Origin of the sequence: Butyrivibrio sp. TB (genome assembly GCF_900110805.1) — a bacterium.
Lineage (GTDB): Bacteria > Bacillota > Clostridia > Lachnospirales > Lachnospiraceae > Butyrivibrio > Butyrivibrio fibrisolvens_C.
This window is the reverse complement of the sequence record NZ_FOER01000027.1, coordinates 1-16,494: the sequence shown is the minus strand read 5'-3', so window position 1 is coordinate 16,494 and position 16,494 is coordinate 1. Positions and strand designations below refer to the sequence as shown.

Sequence of the window (16,494 nt, the reverse complement as noted above, 5' to 3'; positions counted from 1 at the left end):
TATTACCATCCAATGTAAACTGTAGCTCTTCCACCGCATCTTGGCTGAGGCTGGCAAGGATAAGGCTGCCAATTACAGTTGTTGCCCTTGTTGCTGCTTGTCTCATAATCGTAGCAAGCATATACGCCTTCAAGTGTACCGTTCATTGAAGCATTAAGCTCTGGTTTAACATACGCTTTCTTCATACTCACTCTCCCCTTTCCGAATATTCTAAGAACGTTAATTATAGTAGCAACAAATAATCGATAATTCAAGAATAAACGGCGTTATTTCTTGATTTGTTGCAAGATTGTAAGAATTCGGCCAATATAAGTCCACTTTCATTACATAAACATTCTGACTATGCAGAAAATATAATGATCATCATTAATATCATGACGCAAGTGAAGCGACCTGCTAATGGTCCAAATTTACAGAGCATACACCACTAATTCAGGTATTAAAATATATCATTTACATACTTATTAAAAGTACTATTAGTCCTTAAAAATAACATCTTTCAATGTACTCACAGCTTCAGGCTCCATATTGCAAGCATATTCATATATCGGAGCTTTTTCTACTATTTTCTGAGTTACACCGGCTACTCTATGAGCCATTTCATCTGTAAGAGACTCTGAAAATGTAGAAGAAAAAACATAGCTTATCTTTTCACGAATATTCGGGATCCTGACAGTATTGTCCTTGGCTTGTTTTAGAAATACCAAAGCACCAAGTTCAACCTCTTTATTTATATATTTTCCGGACGATCCACACCAGGGAAGGCCATATACATACAACTTTCCTTCTTTTTCACGACATACAGTTACATCTCCGTCCAGCACACGGCAGCCAAGTTCTCGTTGCCATAGACCTGCCTGAGTACTTTTACCGGTTCCTGAAGAGGCAGAAAAGACAACCGCTTTATCCTTGTAGATTACTGAGGCTGAATGAATAGACATCGCATCTTCAAATAGGATCCTGTTATAGAAGATCTGCTGAAGAGCATTGAAAATAAGGCCTTGTACCATTTCAAGATACTGCTTTTGGCCTACTACTTTTGCTGTATAACCTTTATATCTGTCACATAAGTATATATCAGTTTGTTTATAGTTATCTTTTCCTTTGACAAGCCTTACTTCAAGCCTTTTTTTACTCTGATAGTACTGCTGCATCACGTCCCCATCATGGTAGAATGAAAACTCTCCTATAGGAGTCCCTTTATCAAAAAGATATCTTACAAAAAATGGTTTTCTATCAATGATGCGTATAGTCATATCCGGCTCATCACTTCCATCATAAAGAAAGTCATTGAACCTCTCATGAAGATATTCGGGTTTACCATAAAAATGTATAACAAAATTAGCAATTCTAAGCTTAACCAATGTCTTTCACCTTAACATTTCCATCTTCCAAAACGAATTCTCTGTTGCAGTAATCAAGAACACTCTTTCTATGTGTTATCAGTATGCATGTAGGTCTTGGCGTCATCTCAGATAGCTTCTTAAGAAGCTGACTTTCTGTAATCTCATCCAAAGCAGATGTTGCTTCATCAAGTACAATAAAATTCGAATTCCTGATAAGTGCTCTGGCAAGTCCAAGTCTTTGAGCCTGCCCTTCAGATAGTCCAACACCCTTCTCACCTATTACTGTATCAAGACCTTTCGGAAGCTTCTCGACAAATTCCCTGCACACTGCCATATCCAAAGCCTGCCATATTTCCTCGTCAGTTGCATCCTCTTTTCCTATCAGAATATTCTTCCTGATAGTACCAGAAAACAGGGTATTACCTTGTGGAACATATGACACAAATTCTCTGACTGTAGCGCTTAGATCCATTGTATGGCCTGCATCATCATAATATCTGATACTGCCCTCAGAAGGGGAAATAAAGTTCATAAGAAGCCTTATAAGAGTAGTCTTACCTATACCGGATTTGCCCACAATACCTACAAAATCTCCAGGCTTTATATCAAAGTTTACATCAGTGAATATATAATCTTTATCATATGCAAAAGACAAATTTTGAACAGCTACGCCCATAGCTCCTTCTAAGCCACTCTGCTCTATACGCTCCTCAAGCGGAATATCCTGAATATCCATAATTCTTCCTGCGGAAGCAAAAATAGATACTACTCCTGGAAGCTCTCTCATAAGTGAAGCAATAGGTGACTGTATTCGACCAAATAAAGTCAAAAACAAAGTCATAGTTCCGAATGTAATCTCATGACGGGATATCTGTCCTGCTGCATAAATGAATGCAAACATATATCCTAGCTGAAATGTACCACCCATTACCAGATTAGAAGCAGCAGAAAGTTTACTCTTTTTCCAGACCCAGTGAAATCTGTTGTTACGAAGAGTAGTAAGATCATCAGAGAATCTGTCTTCACTTGAGAAAGCCTTAACAATAAGTATGTTAGCAAGACTTTCCTGAATAAATGATCTGTATGCAGTTTCTGATTCCTGAACTTTGATCTGATATTTCTTTAGTCTTCTTCCAAGGGCATATGCAAAAAGAAGTCCAATAGGCGTAAGAAACAACGCTGAAACAGCCAACAATCTGGAATTATTGTATAAAGTAAAAAATACCATTAGTAGTTCTATCAAAAAAACTATGATATTAGGAATAACATTGACCATTCCATTGGCTATATTGCCAGCATCAGATGTCATCCTGGTCATCATATCACCGGTATGGAACTTCTGTGTTCCAAGCCATGTGGAACGTATAATCTTATCATATACCTGCTTACGTATACCAAATGAATATTTTTCATTAAGCATAGCCGAAAGCAGATTTTGCACTGCATCTCCAACAAGAATTAATACGATAAGCAAAACAAATACAGCAATCGAGAATTTAGTAATATAACCATCACCCGCCATGTCTATGATTTTCTTAGACATAATAGAGTATTCAATTCCAATATATGTCCAAGCTATGCTTATCAACATAAGAGCAACTATTTTAAAAATATATGGTTTTGTATATCCGAAGAGCCATTTAAAGTAATTTCTTCCCCTCTCTTTTTGTTTCTTATACTTTTTGTAATACTGTTTGATTTTCCCCATTTGTAAATTTACCTCACTTCTAAATGGTAATTAATCTACTATCTTTCTTATCATATGATGATGGTGTCCCAAGATTATTTTGACCATCACATCATCTTATTACTTTTCATAAAATAATATGCTTTGAGTGGTATGATACCTTTATGTGACCATTTAAACTTTAATATATAAAGCCCCATTGATATTCTTTTATGTATCATACCCCTTTCTTCATCATAGTATGGTAACATGATGACTTTATTTTCAGGAGAAATGCACTTATACCTTTCATCTGCAATCCCCCATTTAATACCAAGCTTTATATAATCCTCATAAATCTTCATGGGATCTGTGCTTTGATAATAATAATCAGATGAAACACACAGCCCGATATGTGAGAGAACATGACCGTCTTTTGATAGATCCATCTGCAGTTCTACAGTTCCTTCAAGCTTAAGAACTTCAAGCATCTGATCTATAGTAGCATCCGTCATAACTGCTCCTACAGATTCAAGGTCTTTTTTGAGCTGTCCCGGATCCTCCTTATAGACCTGTTTGCAATCATCATCAAGCAACCACGTGATCCTCATAGGGAGATTCTCTCTTACGTCAGATACGCCTTGATAGTATGGCTTCCAATATTCAGGGCTCTTATCATAGATAGATATTGCTTCATCAATTCTGTCAGTTTGATTAATGAGAGTCATATTATCAATTATTCTCTTTTTATTCTCAGAGATGGTAAAATCATCTACCATATATGGGATGCTCCCATACGATGGCCGTTTTATCTCACCTGCAGATACATCAAACTCAAGACATACTTCGTTGTGCTTATCATTTTCTTTCAGTAACTTGTAGAAATGCTCAAAGTATCCCTTTTTATCTCTAAGGCTTTCGCCAACTATGTGTATCTGCTCAGGAAGCTCATCAGCATAGTATCCAACAGAAAAGTCTGTACAAGGATTTCCAATAAGCGGGAATTCCAGCCAATAAATAGGGCTTGAATCTACTATGTACGAATCTCTTACAATCGTTCTGATATATTCTGATACTTCATCCATACCGGTAAGGATACGGCCTCTGTCTTCTTCGGAAAAGAGCTTCCACATCAGCTTAAAATTAGCTTCAGCATAATCAGCTGCTTTATTCAATTTTTCCCCAGATAATTCCATTCATTTCCTCCAACAGATATAATATAATTAACAAAAACCTATTTTCACAGTGAGGTACACTATGGTTTTAATGATAATTGACGACGACAGGGATATTTTAGAGATAAACAAAAACCATCTTTCAGATGAAGGATATAAAGTATATACCTATCAGACGGCCGACGATGCTATATCTGCCCTTAAGCAGATTCATCCGGACTGCATCGTTCTTGATATTATGATGCCCGGAACAGATGGCCTTAGCGCCATCAATGTTATCAAAAGATATACCGACTCCCCAATTATACTTTTGTCCGGACTAGCCTCTGAAGACAATCGTGTTGAAGGGCTCATGTCCGGTGCAGATGATTATATGATAAAGCCTTACAGCTTAAAAGAACTGTCAGCTAGAATAAGGCTTCAAATCAAAAAGAAAAACATTACAAAAGCAGCTAATACGATAACATATCCCCCTCTTCAAATCAAGCTTTTAGACCGCAAAGTTCTGTACAATGACGACACCGAGATCATACTTGCAAATAGAGAATATGAGCTTCTTTTGTTGCTCGTCCAAAATCCCGGAGTAGTCATTCCTTTTGAAACTATAGGCAAAAAAATCTGGGGTATATATCAGGAAAGTGATAGAAGAACCATAATGGTAGTTGCAAGCCGCCTCAGAAAAAAGCTGGAAAGCTATGGTGGGCTTATGAACTGCATAGAAACGGCTTATGGCAAGGGATATAAATTTATAATTCCAAGATGAACTGACCTTTATACTGTTAAAACCAAACTATCATTTATAGATTCAAGGTATCATCAAGACCGCTTTTTGTATGTGGCTTAAAATATATTCTAAAACCAAATGAAAATCCGGCTTTTTTAAATGCCGCCAAACTTATATGAGAAGAAAGGTTGATCCTTAACTTTATGCGGATCAAATAAGGTAAGATGAAAGAGCATTCCAAAAAAAGATACGATGAACCATCTCTTGGAGTAGAAGATCTTTCGAAAGGTCTATATAAATCAAATCTTAAACTAGGAAGTATAAATCAAAAGCAAAGTGAGTATTTTTCTAATATCTCGCATGATCTTCGTTCACCCATAGCTGCTATCAGAAGTGCTATTGAGTATTTAGAAGAAACTCCCGGAATCAGTACAGATAACCGAAAAGATCTCTACAGACTGATCGATAAAAAAGCCGCTTCACTTGAATACATGATAGACGAGATATTTCTTTTGTCTAAGTTATCTTCTAACAGTACGATAGTAAGGCCTGTTCCGCTTCCATGTGGCAATTATCTTGAAGATTTCTTTTTTACTAATGAGGCGGATTCCAAATTCAAAGATGTTGATCTTGTACTTGATGTGCCTATGAGCTTTGAGTACACTATCGAGATCGATCCTAATTATTTTGACAGAGTATTGAATAATCTTTTTGATAATGCTCTCAGATATCTGGGGGAAGATGGCAGTATCACGCTAAGTGCAAGTACCGATGAATCCGAAACACATGTTATTATATCTGTATCAGATAACGGATCGGGTATCTCACCTGATAATATTGATAAGATTTTTGAAAGATCCTTTACAGGAGATATACCCAGGACTCCTTCCGGCAAATCAGGCGCCGGACTTGGTCTGTCTATCTGTAAGAAGATTGTTGAGATCCACTCAGGAACTATAACCTGTAGATCAAAAACAGGTAGTGACCATGGCACAACTTTTGCCATAACACTACCCATTCTTAAGGACTGATTCACTCATAACTGATCAGATTATCTGTATATGAATATGTAAGCATTATAATAAACTGCTGTTTTCATAATACAAATGCGTTGTATGTAACTTTGACCTGCTTCTTATACAGCTCTAAACAGAATTTAACTCTTAACTTTTTTTATAACCGCTTTAAGCATATTTTTAGTAGTCTGAGTCACTATGTAGTACATGTACTGCGCAGTGATCTCGGGCTTTTTATATATTCTAAGAGCTGCCTTTAAGTTGCCATTATCAAGAATTTCCTGCATCCAGAGCTTCTTTTCCTCTATGCTCCATTTATAATTGGAAATAAGATCATATTTCTGTCTCAGATAAAAGACAATCCAGTACCTGTTAATAAGCTTTTCATACTTACTGTAAAGACCTGCTTTATTCATCACATTAACATACGTCTCGTAGATATGATTACGATTAGTCATTTCATTTTCGCAGTCAGTGATCTTTTTTTCCTTAATCCTGGAAAGTGTGTTGCTGTCCTGATAGCAGTAATATATAAGTTTATCATCTATTACATTGATCTTCTTTGCATGTAGCAGGTATTCCAGCGAAAATACAAAATCTTCTCCCAGCGTGATATCGCTCCTAAATCTTATATTGTTCTTTCGGATGATATCTGTCTTAAATATTTTATTCCAGATAACGCCAAAATAGTGATGTCCGGGATCATTTAGAGTGTCTATAAGATACTTGTTCCTATCTATGATGCCGCTTTTTTGAAGGTTCTTTATCGGATAATGATCATTGTAGACGACGCGAAGATATTTACAGATGCACATATCGCAGTCTCCTATCTCCAAAGCTTCTACCATTTTTTCCAAAAAGGTATCTCTGACATAGTCATCTGCATCTACAAACATCACATATTGTCCGTTAGCCTTTGAAAGGCCTAGATTTCTGACCTTAGAAACGCCTCCATGCGCAGCTTTATAGTACTTAAGTTCTCCCTTTTGCTCATATTTTTGACAGATATTAGGAGTATTATCTGTAGACCCATCATCTACGATGATTATTTCCTTAGCATCGTAAGTCTGGCCAATTAAAGACTTTATACATCTTTCTATAGTCCTGCCACTGTTATAGGCAGGCACAATTACTGAAACCTGATTCACCTTTATAACTTCCTTGATTATATTAAAGAATCTTTGAATTCTTCATCATCCTGATCCTGTATTCAGATCCGGTAATTTTATCCTTTACTCCGTATACTTTGTTTCCCTTTGTAAGTTTAAAATATATGGCCCGAAATGCCCTGTGTATCCATGCTATGGGCAACAGAAAGTGATATTTCTTGCAATAAGCATACTTATCATCAATATCTGAGACTGATGGAAATAGAGTATGAAGTATTCTGCCGCCTTTTTTATCTCCTGCATCTTTTTTGCCATTAACATACGGAGACAGTATTCCCAGGAGGCTGTAACTTGAATTATCTTCAAGATCTCTTTTGCCGGCAAAAACAATGTCCTGCAGGAAAGCCGCTTCATCCTCCGGATAAACTCTGTCTTCTTTAGCCAGAACATTTTCATCCATTCCAAAGTATTCAATGCATTTCGTAAAATAAACAGCACAGAAATTATCAAAATTCATTTCTTTGAATACTCTGAAAAACCTCTTAAAGTCAATCTCATCCTTATATTTATTAACAAACAAAGCAATATCAATCAAGTATCTGCTCTCAATACCTTCTACGATAAAATGTTTGATAATATGAAACATCTGCAAAATAAGGTGCTCTGTATGTCCCAAAGTCCACACTGCAACATCATCCGTGATAGGAACTTTAACAAGCGTACCTTCATCATCGAGTTTTTCTTTTATAAGCACATCGATATTATCACCATGATAATCTTCCCACAAGGTGTAATGTGCTTCTATCAAAAGATTACCATGCATATAAAGTTTGACATTGTTCTTGCTATCTGCCTTGTTATAAGAAAAGCCGAGCTTTTGTGTTAATAATTCATGCACCCTGTCTTTGTCTTTAGGATCAAGTTTAATGTCAAGATCACTACTATATCTTGAAAAAATATCAGGATACAACACAGCAAGAACATACCCTTTTAAAACAACAGCTCTTATTCCTTCTTCTTGAAAGCAGCTATAAACTCTCTTAAACTCTGAGAATCTGTTATAGGAATCCAGAAATTCCTTCTTGGCTTTTTCATTCCATTTTTTAAGTACCTCTTTATCTATGTCAAAATAGTCCGGATCTTTATTTACAGCATTGTTAAGAAGAGCCCCGCATTTATTTAACCCGCCCAAAGAAATAAGCGTCTCCCAGTCACAACCGACATAAGAAATATCCGGCTTTTTGTTATCAAGTGCATATCTTTGCAACCGGATAAACTGCTTAGTCAGTAATGCTTTGTTACTATTCATATTAACCCCACGATCTAACATTATAGAATTTTAACTTGATATTTCTTTCACTATAATATAATATTGATTCGGCAGAAAATACAACTGCTATGTGAAAATAGTTTTAGAAAATGGGGTTTGTGATGAACAAAGAAACAAAAATCAAACTGATCAAAAAAATTGATGTAACTGATATGGCCGGTGATAAGGTCATGATTGATTTTGATAGCGGTAAATATTTCCTTCTCAGAGGAACAGCTGTAGATATCTGGGACAATATCCAGAGTGAAACAACTGTTGGAGATCTTGTAAAGACTCTCCTTACTATCTACGATGTAGATGAAGAAACATGCCTTTCAGGAACAGAGAAGTTCCTTGCGCAGCTTGAAGAGGCTAATTTTATTTCTTTAACATAAAAAACCAGGCAGGATAAATCCTATTATGAACAATACCAATATTAAGGTCAGCATAATAGTTCCTATCTACAACGTTGAAAACTATCTTGAGAAGTGTCTCGATTCATTAACCGGCCAATCGCTTAATGATATCGAGATACTTGCAGTTAATGACGGCTCTACAGATAGTTCGCTTGATATCCTTGAAAGATATGCCCAAAAAGATTCCAGGATCGTTGTATTAAACAAGCAAAACGGCGGACTTTCTGATGCCCGAAACTACGCTTTTCCATATATTCACGGAGAATACGTCGGATTTATTGATTCGGATGATTACATAGATCTGGAGATGTACGAAACAATGTATAAGCGTGCTATAGAAACGTCTGCAGACATTGTAGAATGTAATCTTCACCACACTTTCGACGATTTCGAAGACACCGAGATAGGCAGGCATATTCATGATAAAGAAGAACTTATTATGAACGGCAGATCCGTTGTTTGGAACAAGATATACAAAGCCTCATGGCTTTTGGAAACCGGTGTCAGATTCCCTAAGGGGCTGATATATGAGGATGTAAACTTTTATTGTAAGATCGTTCCTTTTCTTACAAGGATTGAATATGTTGAAGACCCCTTCGTCCACTATGTTCAAAGAGGAACTTCCATCAATAACTTTCAGACTTTAAAGACAATGCAGATATTCGATATTCTTGATGACATATATGCATTTTATAAAGAGAAAGGCTTTATTAAAGACTATGGAGAAGCTTTGGAGTTTTTATATACCAGAATACTCCTTTGCAGTTCCTTTGGCCGTATGGCACGGATAAAAGATTCTGCTAGCCGTAAGAAAGCATTTTCTTTAAATTGGAAAAAACTACAGGATACTTTCCCAAAGTGGAAATCTAACAAGTATTTAAACGCCTATCAGGGAAAAAACGCCAGATTCATGAGATCAATGAATCCAATTACTTATAAAATAAGTTGTATTCTTCTACCAGTTTACTATTCAATAAAATGACGTATTCCGTTAGGCTCACGGTAAAAAAGCAACCGCTATAGATGATTGGATCATCTATAGCGATTGCTCTTTTTTAGTCATCATCGCGACACTCATCATTTATGGCTTCAGCCAAACCCAGATGTTTTATCAAATATAAACGCTTCTCGGCAACATTGATTTTTTCAGTCATTCCGTAAACATTATCTTTTTGAGATATCTTTTTATTAATAAACTTAATATATCTGTGTATCCAGGCTACCGGTAGCAAAATAGGATACTTCTTTACATACCCATAGACCTTAGGCATCGCCTTTACAGATGGGAATATCATCTGTATCTTACGTCTGAATCTGGTACCTGATACCTTCTCTTCACCGGTAAAATAGGCTTCCATAGCTCCAAGGATCTGCCATCCGGCTTCTCTTTCATTAACATTCCCCAGATTTATCAAATCTATAATAAAGCCAAGTACATTTTCTCCAATTTCCGGATTCCTTTGAACATATATTTCATCTGTCATTCCAAGATATTCATGACATACATAAAAGAAATATTCCGCAAACTTAGCATATCCAAGAGAATCTATTTTATGCCAGAATCTGTTTATATCTATGAACTCAAGATACTTGTTCACATATAATGTAATATCTATCAAGTATTTGATACCGATACCATTAAGACTAAAATGCTTAATGATATGAAACATCTGATATATAAGATGCTCCTCATATCCAAGCGTTGTTACTTCTATTCCGCATGCAGTAAGATCAACCATTGTAGACTTATCTGTTAAAGATAGTCTATCCAGAATATCCATTCTAGGTCCTTTATAGTCTTCCCATAGGCAAGTATGTGCCTCAACAACATGCCGCATTGAAGGGTGCTTGTAAACCTGAACCTCTTCTTTGGAAGAACTTTGCTTTTTTACATATCCAAGTTCTTCAAGAATGTTTTCAAATGCTCTTATGTCTTTTTTATCAACAAATATATCTGAATCGCAACTACTTCTATAAAGATAACTGGGATAAAGATCAGAAAGAATCAGCCCTTTAAAAAAGACAATCTTAATATCAGCCTGAGAAGCCTTTTCAATTATTCTTCGAATTGCTGTATATTTAGGCAACTCGATGATCATATTAACTTTTGTACCTGTCTTCCACTTATCAGCTAAATCATCAGCAATAACATCAGAATTATCTCTGATATATTCTATTACCGGGTAGAGCAACGGGATTGTTCCGTTTATATTAGCGGCACTATATACTTCATCCCAATTTATATTTGAAAAATTAATACCATTTATAACACTAACGGCTTCTTCATATCTATCTTTAATTAAAAGAGAAGCCTTGAGCAATCCAAGGAAATCCTTTATAGTTTCTTTATTCCAATAATTCATTTCAGCTTCCATCATACAACTTATATCTACATAATCCCCAAAGCAAAATCCATAGTATCAAATATTATCCACAATATCAAGGATAAAATCCGCCCTTTGAGCTATAGTATCTCCTTCTCTTGGCCTTGTTATCTTATATAAGCTGATCTGATTGGCCAGACTCATCATTCTCATAAACAGAGCCGGTTCTTGTCCGAATTCTTTATACGCACTTAGCCTAAAGAGGCATTCCATGATCTGCTTAATTTTCTCTCCTCCGGTTATCTCTTCGTATTTAACCTCTTTGATATCATCTACATCAAGAATGATAAACACTTGAGCCTTCATAAGCTTATCTATATAATTATCATTTTCCTTGAGATAATATTTCTCTCTATCTTCATCAATAACTCTTCTTAACGTGGTTATGTCATAATTATATTTTTCTGCTGTATCAAAACACAGTTTTCTCTCCGGATTGGCAGGACACATATAGTTTACATCATCTATCTGCCTTATTCTGATAAGATCATCAGAAAGAAATCCGCAACCTCTTTCTATAAGTTCTTGAGCTATCGACGATTTACCTGCACCACTGAATCCTGAGATTATGATCCCTTTGCCTTTATATTCCAGACCCGTTCCATGTATTGCCACTTCTTTTCTTTGAATCATAAGATGAGCTAAGGCAAAACAGTTTATGAAAATAGTGAATCTCTCCGCTGTACATGAGCCAAGGAGCTGGCATCCTATTTTCTTACCTTCACGAAATACAAACAAACCATAGTTCTTATGAGCAATTACAATTTCATCTTTATCAATTGTTGACATCTGGTTTATGTCATCATTCATATTCTCGAAAAGCTTATCATAATCTTTAGAAAACCGCTCCTCATAAATAACAACATCCGGTTCACCTTCAAAATCTGATACAGGCGCTTCCAATATTTCTCTGTATGACTCTATATTAAATCCGAATTCTCGATATTTATACATTTCAAAATCCCCCTTGTTAAAGACTTACTGCCATATTGTACCCCAAGTTTATACATACGGCAAATCCAGTATTTTCAAATTCCTAAATGATATATAATAACAAAAAAAGAGCCGTGTAATAAATACACGGCTCATGGCATTATTATTAACTAAAATTAGTTACTAGAATTGCCATTTCCTGGACGATACCATTTTCCGTCGATCTGTACCCAATCTCCATCAAAATCTTCGCTTGGAGCAAGTCCGTTAGCTGTTTCGTTGATAGAAAGTTCTTCCATTGCTGGTACGTTCCACTTCTTCATACCGTAGTTCTCCTTTATTTATAAATTTTTATTACATAATTTATTTTATCTCTTTTTCTCTTATTATCAAGGATTCCTACACATTTGTAACAATTCAAAACAGTCATTTCTTCAAATAATACTCAATGATAAGCATTGTATATATCATTCGATTAACATCAAATGTTCCTAATTTATTTGAATCATCCCAATTGTCCAGATCTTTTTCTATCTTTGAAAGGTCTACTATTTCTATTAATTCATTATTATTATGAGCCTTTTTCACAAGTTCTTTACAATCATTTATAAAGCCATCCCAGTTAACAGCAATACGGCTTTTAAAATCTGCACTTTGTATACCCTTAAAACTGCAATTCAAAACATGTTCAGGCATTATATCTTTTAAGTATATGCTGCAAAGCCTTCTCCACTCAAAACCATGTTGGAATAATTCAATAGGTGCTTTAAGGCAAAACTCTAATACTCTTTTATCCTTGGCAGGGTCTCTAACAATTACCCCAGTCTCAAGCGAGAGCTTCGTATTTATCTCACCTATTTGTCTAAGTGCTAGCAATTCATTTGTTACACTTCTTTCAAGCTTATAAGATCTCTCAGCCTTATCAAATTTTTCATACAAGCTCGATAGTCTCTCATACACACTGTACTTCTTTATGGCTGTATTAGATAAATATATTGATTTACTTAATTTATCCATATCAATTGTATGTTTATTTATCAAATCCTTTATAAAGCATTTCAAAAAATATTTGGTACTATATCCGTTTTTATGACAAAAAGCCCTGGTTTGTGTAAGAATTTTGATAAAATGGCCTTTTTTTAAAAGCTCATACACGTACAGTCTATAGTTGCCATATGAAATGGTAGTATTACCAAATTCTCCCATTAGCATTACCTTAGCACCTATATCTCTTGAGTTGACAAATGCCTCTCTTATCCACATGGTATTGGGGATAGATTTATATGGAAATTCAATATCATCAAATACGAGTTTTCTATCTTTCCATGGATTTTTGTCTTCAAGATCCATAAATTTACAATTAATATTGGTGTATATTTTCTGAGTCTTAAGTACAGCCTCAGTTTCATCAACTGCTGCATTATTAAGGCTCTGGGTATTTAGACCTTTTAAAGGTACAGAAGTGTATGAAAAAAGCTCCTCTCCTCTATTTGCAAGTTCTTTTGAGGCAACCGCCGCAACAGCGGTTGAATCATAACCTCCGCTTAACAATATTGATGTTTTATTGTCTGAGCGAAGTACACACCGTACCGCATCAAAAAATATCTTTCTGAATTCCTCTTTATATTCGTCATCTGTTTTTATTACGAGATTTTGGGAGTTGTCCCTTAAACAGTCCCAATATCTGACCTGCTTTGCATTCTTTCCATCAAAAGAAACATAATGAGCCGGACCCACTCTAAAGATTTCCTTTTTGGGAGTTTCAAAAAGCTCATTAATCATTACCAGAGAATCCATGGCAAGAAAATCAGATATCCATCTGCCGTTTTTAGTAGTTCTTTCAAGATTCTCAAGAGATTCCATTAGTGAAGAATAATAAAAAGTATTTCCAATCACTCTATAATAAATGCACCTGTTACCAACTGCATCAATAGGCATAATAAGCTTGTTACTGTTTCTATCATAATAAATAAATGCATATGCTCCCAAAAGGTCATTTAGCCCATCAACACCCTTTGATTTGATGTATCTAAAAGTAAGCTCTGCATCCGGTATATCTTTTATCTTATCCGTATCAATTCCCAGTCTTAATGCAATGTCCTCTCTATTATCAAGGATCAGATCTGCATCAAAAAAAATTTCGTTATCACAATACGGAAGTTTCTCCATATGAGATTCCCTGGTTACGTATTGTAATCCGCATCCCATATAAACATTTCCTTCATGGTTATCTGAATATCTATCTATTTTGCACCTTTCAAAGGGCTTTTTTAAACATTCTATTTCCTTATCTGTTATATATCTCCCGTTAAAGTCAATCGCTCCATAAATTGCAGACATTTTTTCTTTGCTCCCCAGATGATTTTTTCAAAACGTGGTAATTCTAGCATGTTATATTTATATAGTCAAACAGAGTAAACTGTATTATTTCCACAGTTTACTCTGTTTGTAATAAGCCATTAACATGATGATGTCACATTTGTGTACTAGCATTATATATGGTTTTAAGTATACTTACTCGTCAACTATTGCTCCATCAACATGCCATCCATCGTTTTCTTTCTTGATAGAATACCACTGCACTCTCTTTCCTTCCGAAACATAGCTTTCATATGATGGTATTTGTGCAAGATTAGCTAATATAGCTTCTTCATCGTCTTGTATTTTTACTTCCTCTATTATGTAGCCTTTTCCAAGATTTATATAATTACTTGGTGAATAATTCTTTCTACTTCCGCCTTCTTTTACAAGATAGAACTTTGCAACAGTACAAGTTGATAGATCTATCTCTTGTTTTGATGTATCATCCACATGAGTTTCTTCTACACTACCCTGGTTGTCACCTGTATCTTGATTATCGCTATTTATGGGTTGGTTTTCTGTAGTTCCTTCTTCCGTTTTGTCTATATTACCGGATCCGGATTCTTCTGATGATTCTGATGAATCCGTTGTTTCTGATGGGGCCGGTGGTTCTGATGGGGCTTGTGGTTCTGATGGGGCTTGTGGTTCTTGGTTTTCTTCTTTTTTTACTATCTCCCCATCGACGTGCCATCCATCATTTTCTTTCTTGATGGAATACCACTGTACTCTCTTTCCCTCAGAAACATAGTTTTCATATGATGGTATCTGAGCAAGATTAGCTATTATAGCTTCTTCATCATCTTGTATTTTTACTTCTTCTATTATGTAGCCTTTTCCAAGACTAATATAGTTGCCAGAAGAATAATTTTTTCTGCTTCCACCTTCTTTTACAAGATAAAATTTAGCAACGGTACAGGTTGAAAGATCTATTTCTTGATTAGATGCACCATCTTCAGTACTACCTGCTACAGTTCCTGAATTGTTATTATCTTGATTGTCGCTGCCGGTCTGATCTTGATTTGCTCCTTTAGATGAATCTTGGGTCAAATTGTAAGTATAAGTAGCGCTTCCAACCATATATGTTATAATTCCATCTTTTACATCTACAAGTTTAACCGTTCCGTTAGCCGTCAAAACTGTAGTTCCTTCGGAGTCAGACAAATTCGCATATTTAATATCAGCACCATCAGCATAAAACCAATAACCTTCATAGAATTTTGATGCACCTTCAACTGTATGTATAAAACTATCAGAGTACTTATCAGATGTCGCTGAAACCTTTACATCTCCTGATACTTTGAGATCATAATGTCCAAGCGCTTCCATTTCACTATCGGTTTTTAGGAAATACTTATGTCCGTATGCTCCGTTTAATGTTGAACCGGAATACCTTGTATCATCCCAGGTAGCGTCTATCGCATATATACTCCCATCAAGTTCTACATAGTTCCATGCATGATTCATACTATTACTGTATACCTTATATGTTTGTACACCTGCTTTTTCGAGCAGATACATATATGCTGTTGCATAGCCTTCACACACAGCCTGTCCATATACAAGCGGTCCACAGGGCTTGTACGCCCCATAACCTATATGTTTGTACGTAGTCATCTCATCTATTACATCATGCAAATATAATGCTATATCCTCATCCTTCATGTCCGGATCTATGCCGCTTAGAATATTCTGAGTGTTCCAATTAAAAGTTTTGTAGTTTTCTTCAAAACCAGCTGCATTGGTCATATTGTTGATTGTCAAGTAAAATTGACCCACTTTTATACTTAAATCTGACCCACCTTAAAATCAAAACTAGCGATTTTAGAGGTGGGTCAGATTTATTTCTAAATCCCGATTTTTACACTGTGAATTGACCCGCCCATTAATGAGTTATTAGCGTATATCCAGCATCTATAAGTGCTGTTTTGTCTATTGTCATGGATCTGTTTAGCGTATCCAGCATCACATATCTACTAAGTTCCAGAAGTCTGTCGCCAAGTAGCTCTTTTATTAGCCTGTCCATAGCATCTGATTTAGGCATAGCCTGCGCTGTCT

The 16,494-nt window shown here is 35.7% G+C and carries 15 protein-coding genes; 4 read left to right on the top strand and 11 right to left on the bottom strand.

Annotated elements, in window-relative coordinates:
- Window positions 1–2 precede the first annotated feature (2 nt).
- From BMX21_RS15865 to BMX21_RS15850, 4 genes are all read right to left on the bottom strand, one after another.
- Window positions 3–185, bottom strand: coding sequence for a hypothetical protein (locus tag BMX21_RS15865; protein ID WP_027217053.1), 183 nt, complete (start codon window positions 183–185; stop codon window positions 3–5).
- Between the two features lie 291 nt (window positions 186–476).
- Window positions 477–1,364 carry a hypothetical protein gene (locus BMX21_RS15860; RefSeq protein ID WP_092045826.1) on the bottom strand — a complete coding sequence of 296 codons (888 nt, stop codon included), beginning with the start codon at window positions 1,362–1,364 and terminating at the stop codon, window positions 477–479.
- Window positions 1,357–2,937 (bottom strand): ABC transporter ATP-binding protein, encoded by a 1,581-nt coding sequence (locus BMX21_RS15855; RefSeq protein ID WP_278305257.1) that lies wholly within the window; start codon window positions 2,935–2,937, stop codon window positions 1,357–1,359. The genes BMX21_RS15860 and BMX21_RS15855 overlap by 8 nt, the downstream gene beginning before the upstream one ends.
- A gap of 203 nt (window positions 2,938–3,140) precedes the next feature.
- Window positions 3,141–4,208: a hypothetical protein gene (locus BMX21_RS15850; protein WP_092045822.1), complete on the bottom strand. Its 1,068-nt coding sequence runs from the start codon at window positions 4,206–4,208 to the stop codon at window positions 3,141–3,143.
- Between the two features lie 61 nt (window positions 4,209–4,269).
- On the opposite strand from BMX21_RS15850, the gene BMX21_RS15845 reads away from it, so the two are divergent.
- Window positions 4,270–4,950: a response regulator transcription factor gene (locus tag BMX21_RS15845; protein ID WP_092045820.1), complete on the top strand. Its 681-nt coding sequence runs from the start codon at window positions 4,270–4,272 to the stop codon at window positions 4,948–4,950.
- 185 nt (window positions 4,951–5,135) lie between these two features.
- Entirely contained in the window at window positions 5,136–5,942 is an 807-nt protein-coding gene (locus BMX21_RS15840; RefSeq protein WP_092045817.1) for a sensor histidine kinase, read from the top strand.
- A gap of 125 nt (window positions 5,943–6,067) precedes the next feature.
- Here BMX21_RS15840 and BMX21_RS15835 read toward each other — a convergent pair whose 3' ends face one another.
- The gene (locus BMX21_RS15835; protein ID WP_177174075.1) at window positions 6,068–7,075 is read right to left on the bottom strand and encodes a glycosyltransferase family 2 protein; all 1,008 of its coding nucleotides are present in this window, start codon (window positions 7,073–7,075) and stop codon (window positions 6,068–6,070) included.
- A 22-nt stretch (window positions 7,076–7,097) separates the two neighbouring features.
- Window positions 7,098–8,345 carry a nucleotidyltransferase family protein gene (locus BMX21_RS15830; RefSeq protein WP_177174074.1) on the bottom strand — a complete coding sequence of 416 codons (1,248 nt, stop codon included), beginning with the start codon at window positions 8,343–8,345 and terminating at the stop codon, window positions 7,098–7,100.
- A gap of 122 nt (window positions 8,346–8,467) precedes the next feature.
- On the opposite strand from BMX21_RS15830, the gene BMX21_RS15825 reads away from it, so the two are divergent.
- Window positions 8,468–8,740, top strand: a complete 273-nt coding sequence (locus tag BMX21_RS15825; RefSeq protein ID WP_177174073.1) for a PqqD family peptide modification chaperone — start codon at window positions 8,468–8,470, stop codon at window positions 8,738–8,740.
- A gap of 25 nt (window positions 8,741–8,765) precedes the next feature.
- Window positions 8,766–9,743 (top strand): glycosyltransferase, encoded by a 978-nt coding sequence (locus BMX21_RS15820; RefSeq protein ID WP_092045809.1) that lies wholly within the window; start codon window positions 8,766–8,768, stop codon window positions 9,741–9,743.
- Between the two features lie 73 nt (window positions 9,744–9,816).
- Here BMX21_RS15820 and BMX21_RS15815 read toward each other — a convergent pair whose 3' ends face one another.
- From BMX21_RS15815 to BMX21_RS15800, 5 genes are all read right to left on the bottom strand, one after another.
- Window positions 9,817–11,124, bottom strand: coding sequence for a nucleotidyltransferase domain-containing protein (locus BMX21_RS15815; RefSeq protein WP_177174072.1), 1,308 nt, complete (start codon window positions 11,122–11,124; stop codon window positions 9,817–9,819).
- A 57-nt stretch (window positions 11,125–11,181) separates the two neighbouring features.
- Window positions 11,182–12,099, bottom strand: a complete 918-nt coding sequence (locus BMX21_RS15810; protein WP_092045804.1) for an AAA family ATPase — start codon at window positions 12,097–12,099, stop codon at window positions 11,182–11,184.
- A gap of 155 nt (window positions 12,100–12,254) precedes the next feature.
- Complete coding sequence (locus BMX21_RS19450; protein WP_177174071.1) at window positions 12,255–12,401, bottom strand: hypothetical protein; 147 nt, start codon at window positions 12,399–12,401, stop codon at window positions 12,255–12,257.
- A 103-nt stretch (window positions 12,402–12,504) separates the two neighbouring features.
- A complete protein-coding gene (locus tag BMX21_RS15805; RefSeq protein ID WP_092045802.1) occupies window positions 12,505–14,418 on the bottom strand; it encodes an asparagine synthase-related protein in 1,914 nt (637 codons plus the stop codon).
- A gap of 174 nt (window positions 14,419–14,592) precedes the next feature.
- Complete coding sequence (locus BMX21_RS15800) at window positions 14,593–16,200, bottom strand: transglutaminase domain-containing protein (RefSeq protein ID WP_092045800.1); 1,608 nt, start codon at window positions 16,198–16,200, stop codon at window positions 14,593–14,595.
- Between the last annotated feature and the right edge of the window lie 294 nt (window positions 16,201–16,494).

Bases quoted from the DNA above. Each gene is read 5' to 3' on its own strand.
- BMX21_RS15865 (WP_027217053.1), bottom strand. From the start codon at position 185: ATGAAGAAAGCGTATGTTAAACCAGAGCTTAATGCTTCAATGAACGGT.
- BMX21_RS15855 (WP_278305257.1), bottom strand. From the start codon at position 2,937: ATGTTGATAAGCATAGCTTGGACATATATTGGAATTGAATACTCTATT.
- BMX21_RS15850 (WP_092045822.1), bottom strand. From the start codon at position 4,208: ATGGAATTATCTGGGGAAAAATTGAATAAAGCAGCTGATTATGCTGAA.
- BMX21_RS15845 (WP_092045820.1), top strand. From the start codon at position 4,270: ATGGTTTTAATGATAATTGACGACGACAGGGATATTTTAGAGATAAAC.
- BMX21_RS15840 (WP_092045817.1), top strand. From the start codon at position 5,136: ATGAAAGAGCATTCCAAAAAAAGATACGATGAACCATCTCTTGGAGTA.
- BMX21_RS15830 (WP_177174074.1), bottom strand. From the start codon at position 8,345: ATGAATAGTAACAAAGCATTACTGACTAAGCAGTTTATCCGGTTGCAA.
- BMX21_RS15825 (WP_177174073.1), top strand. From the start codon at position 8,468: ATGAACAAAGAAACAAAAATCAAACTGATCAAAAAAATTGATGTAACT.
- BMX21_RS15820 (WP_092045809.1), top strand. From the start codon at position 8,766: ATGAACAATACCAATATTAAGGTCAGCATAATAGTTCCTATCTACAAC.
- BMX21_RS15815 (WP_177174072.1), bottom strand. From the start codon at position 11,124: ATGAATTATTGGAATAAAGAAACTATAAAGGATTTCCTTGGATTGCTC.
- BMX21_RS15810 (WP_092045804.1), bottom strand. From the start codon at position 12,099: ATGTATAAATATCGAGAATTCGGATTTAATATAGAGTCATACAGAGAA.
- BMX21_RS19450 (WP_177174071.1), bottom strand. From the start codon at position 12,401: ATGAAGAAGTGGAACGTACCAGCAATGGAAGAACTTTCTATCAACGAA.
- BMX21_RS15805 (WP_092045802.1), bottom strand. From the start codon at position 14,418: ATGTCTGCAATTTATGGAGCGATTGACTTTAACGGGAGATATATAACA.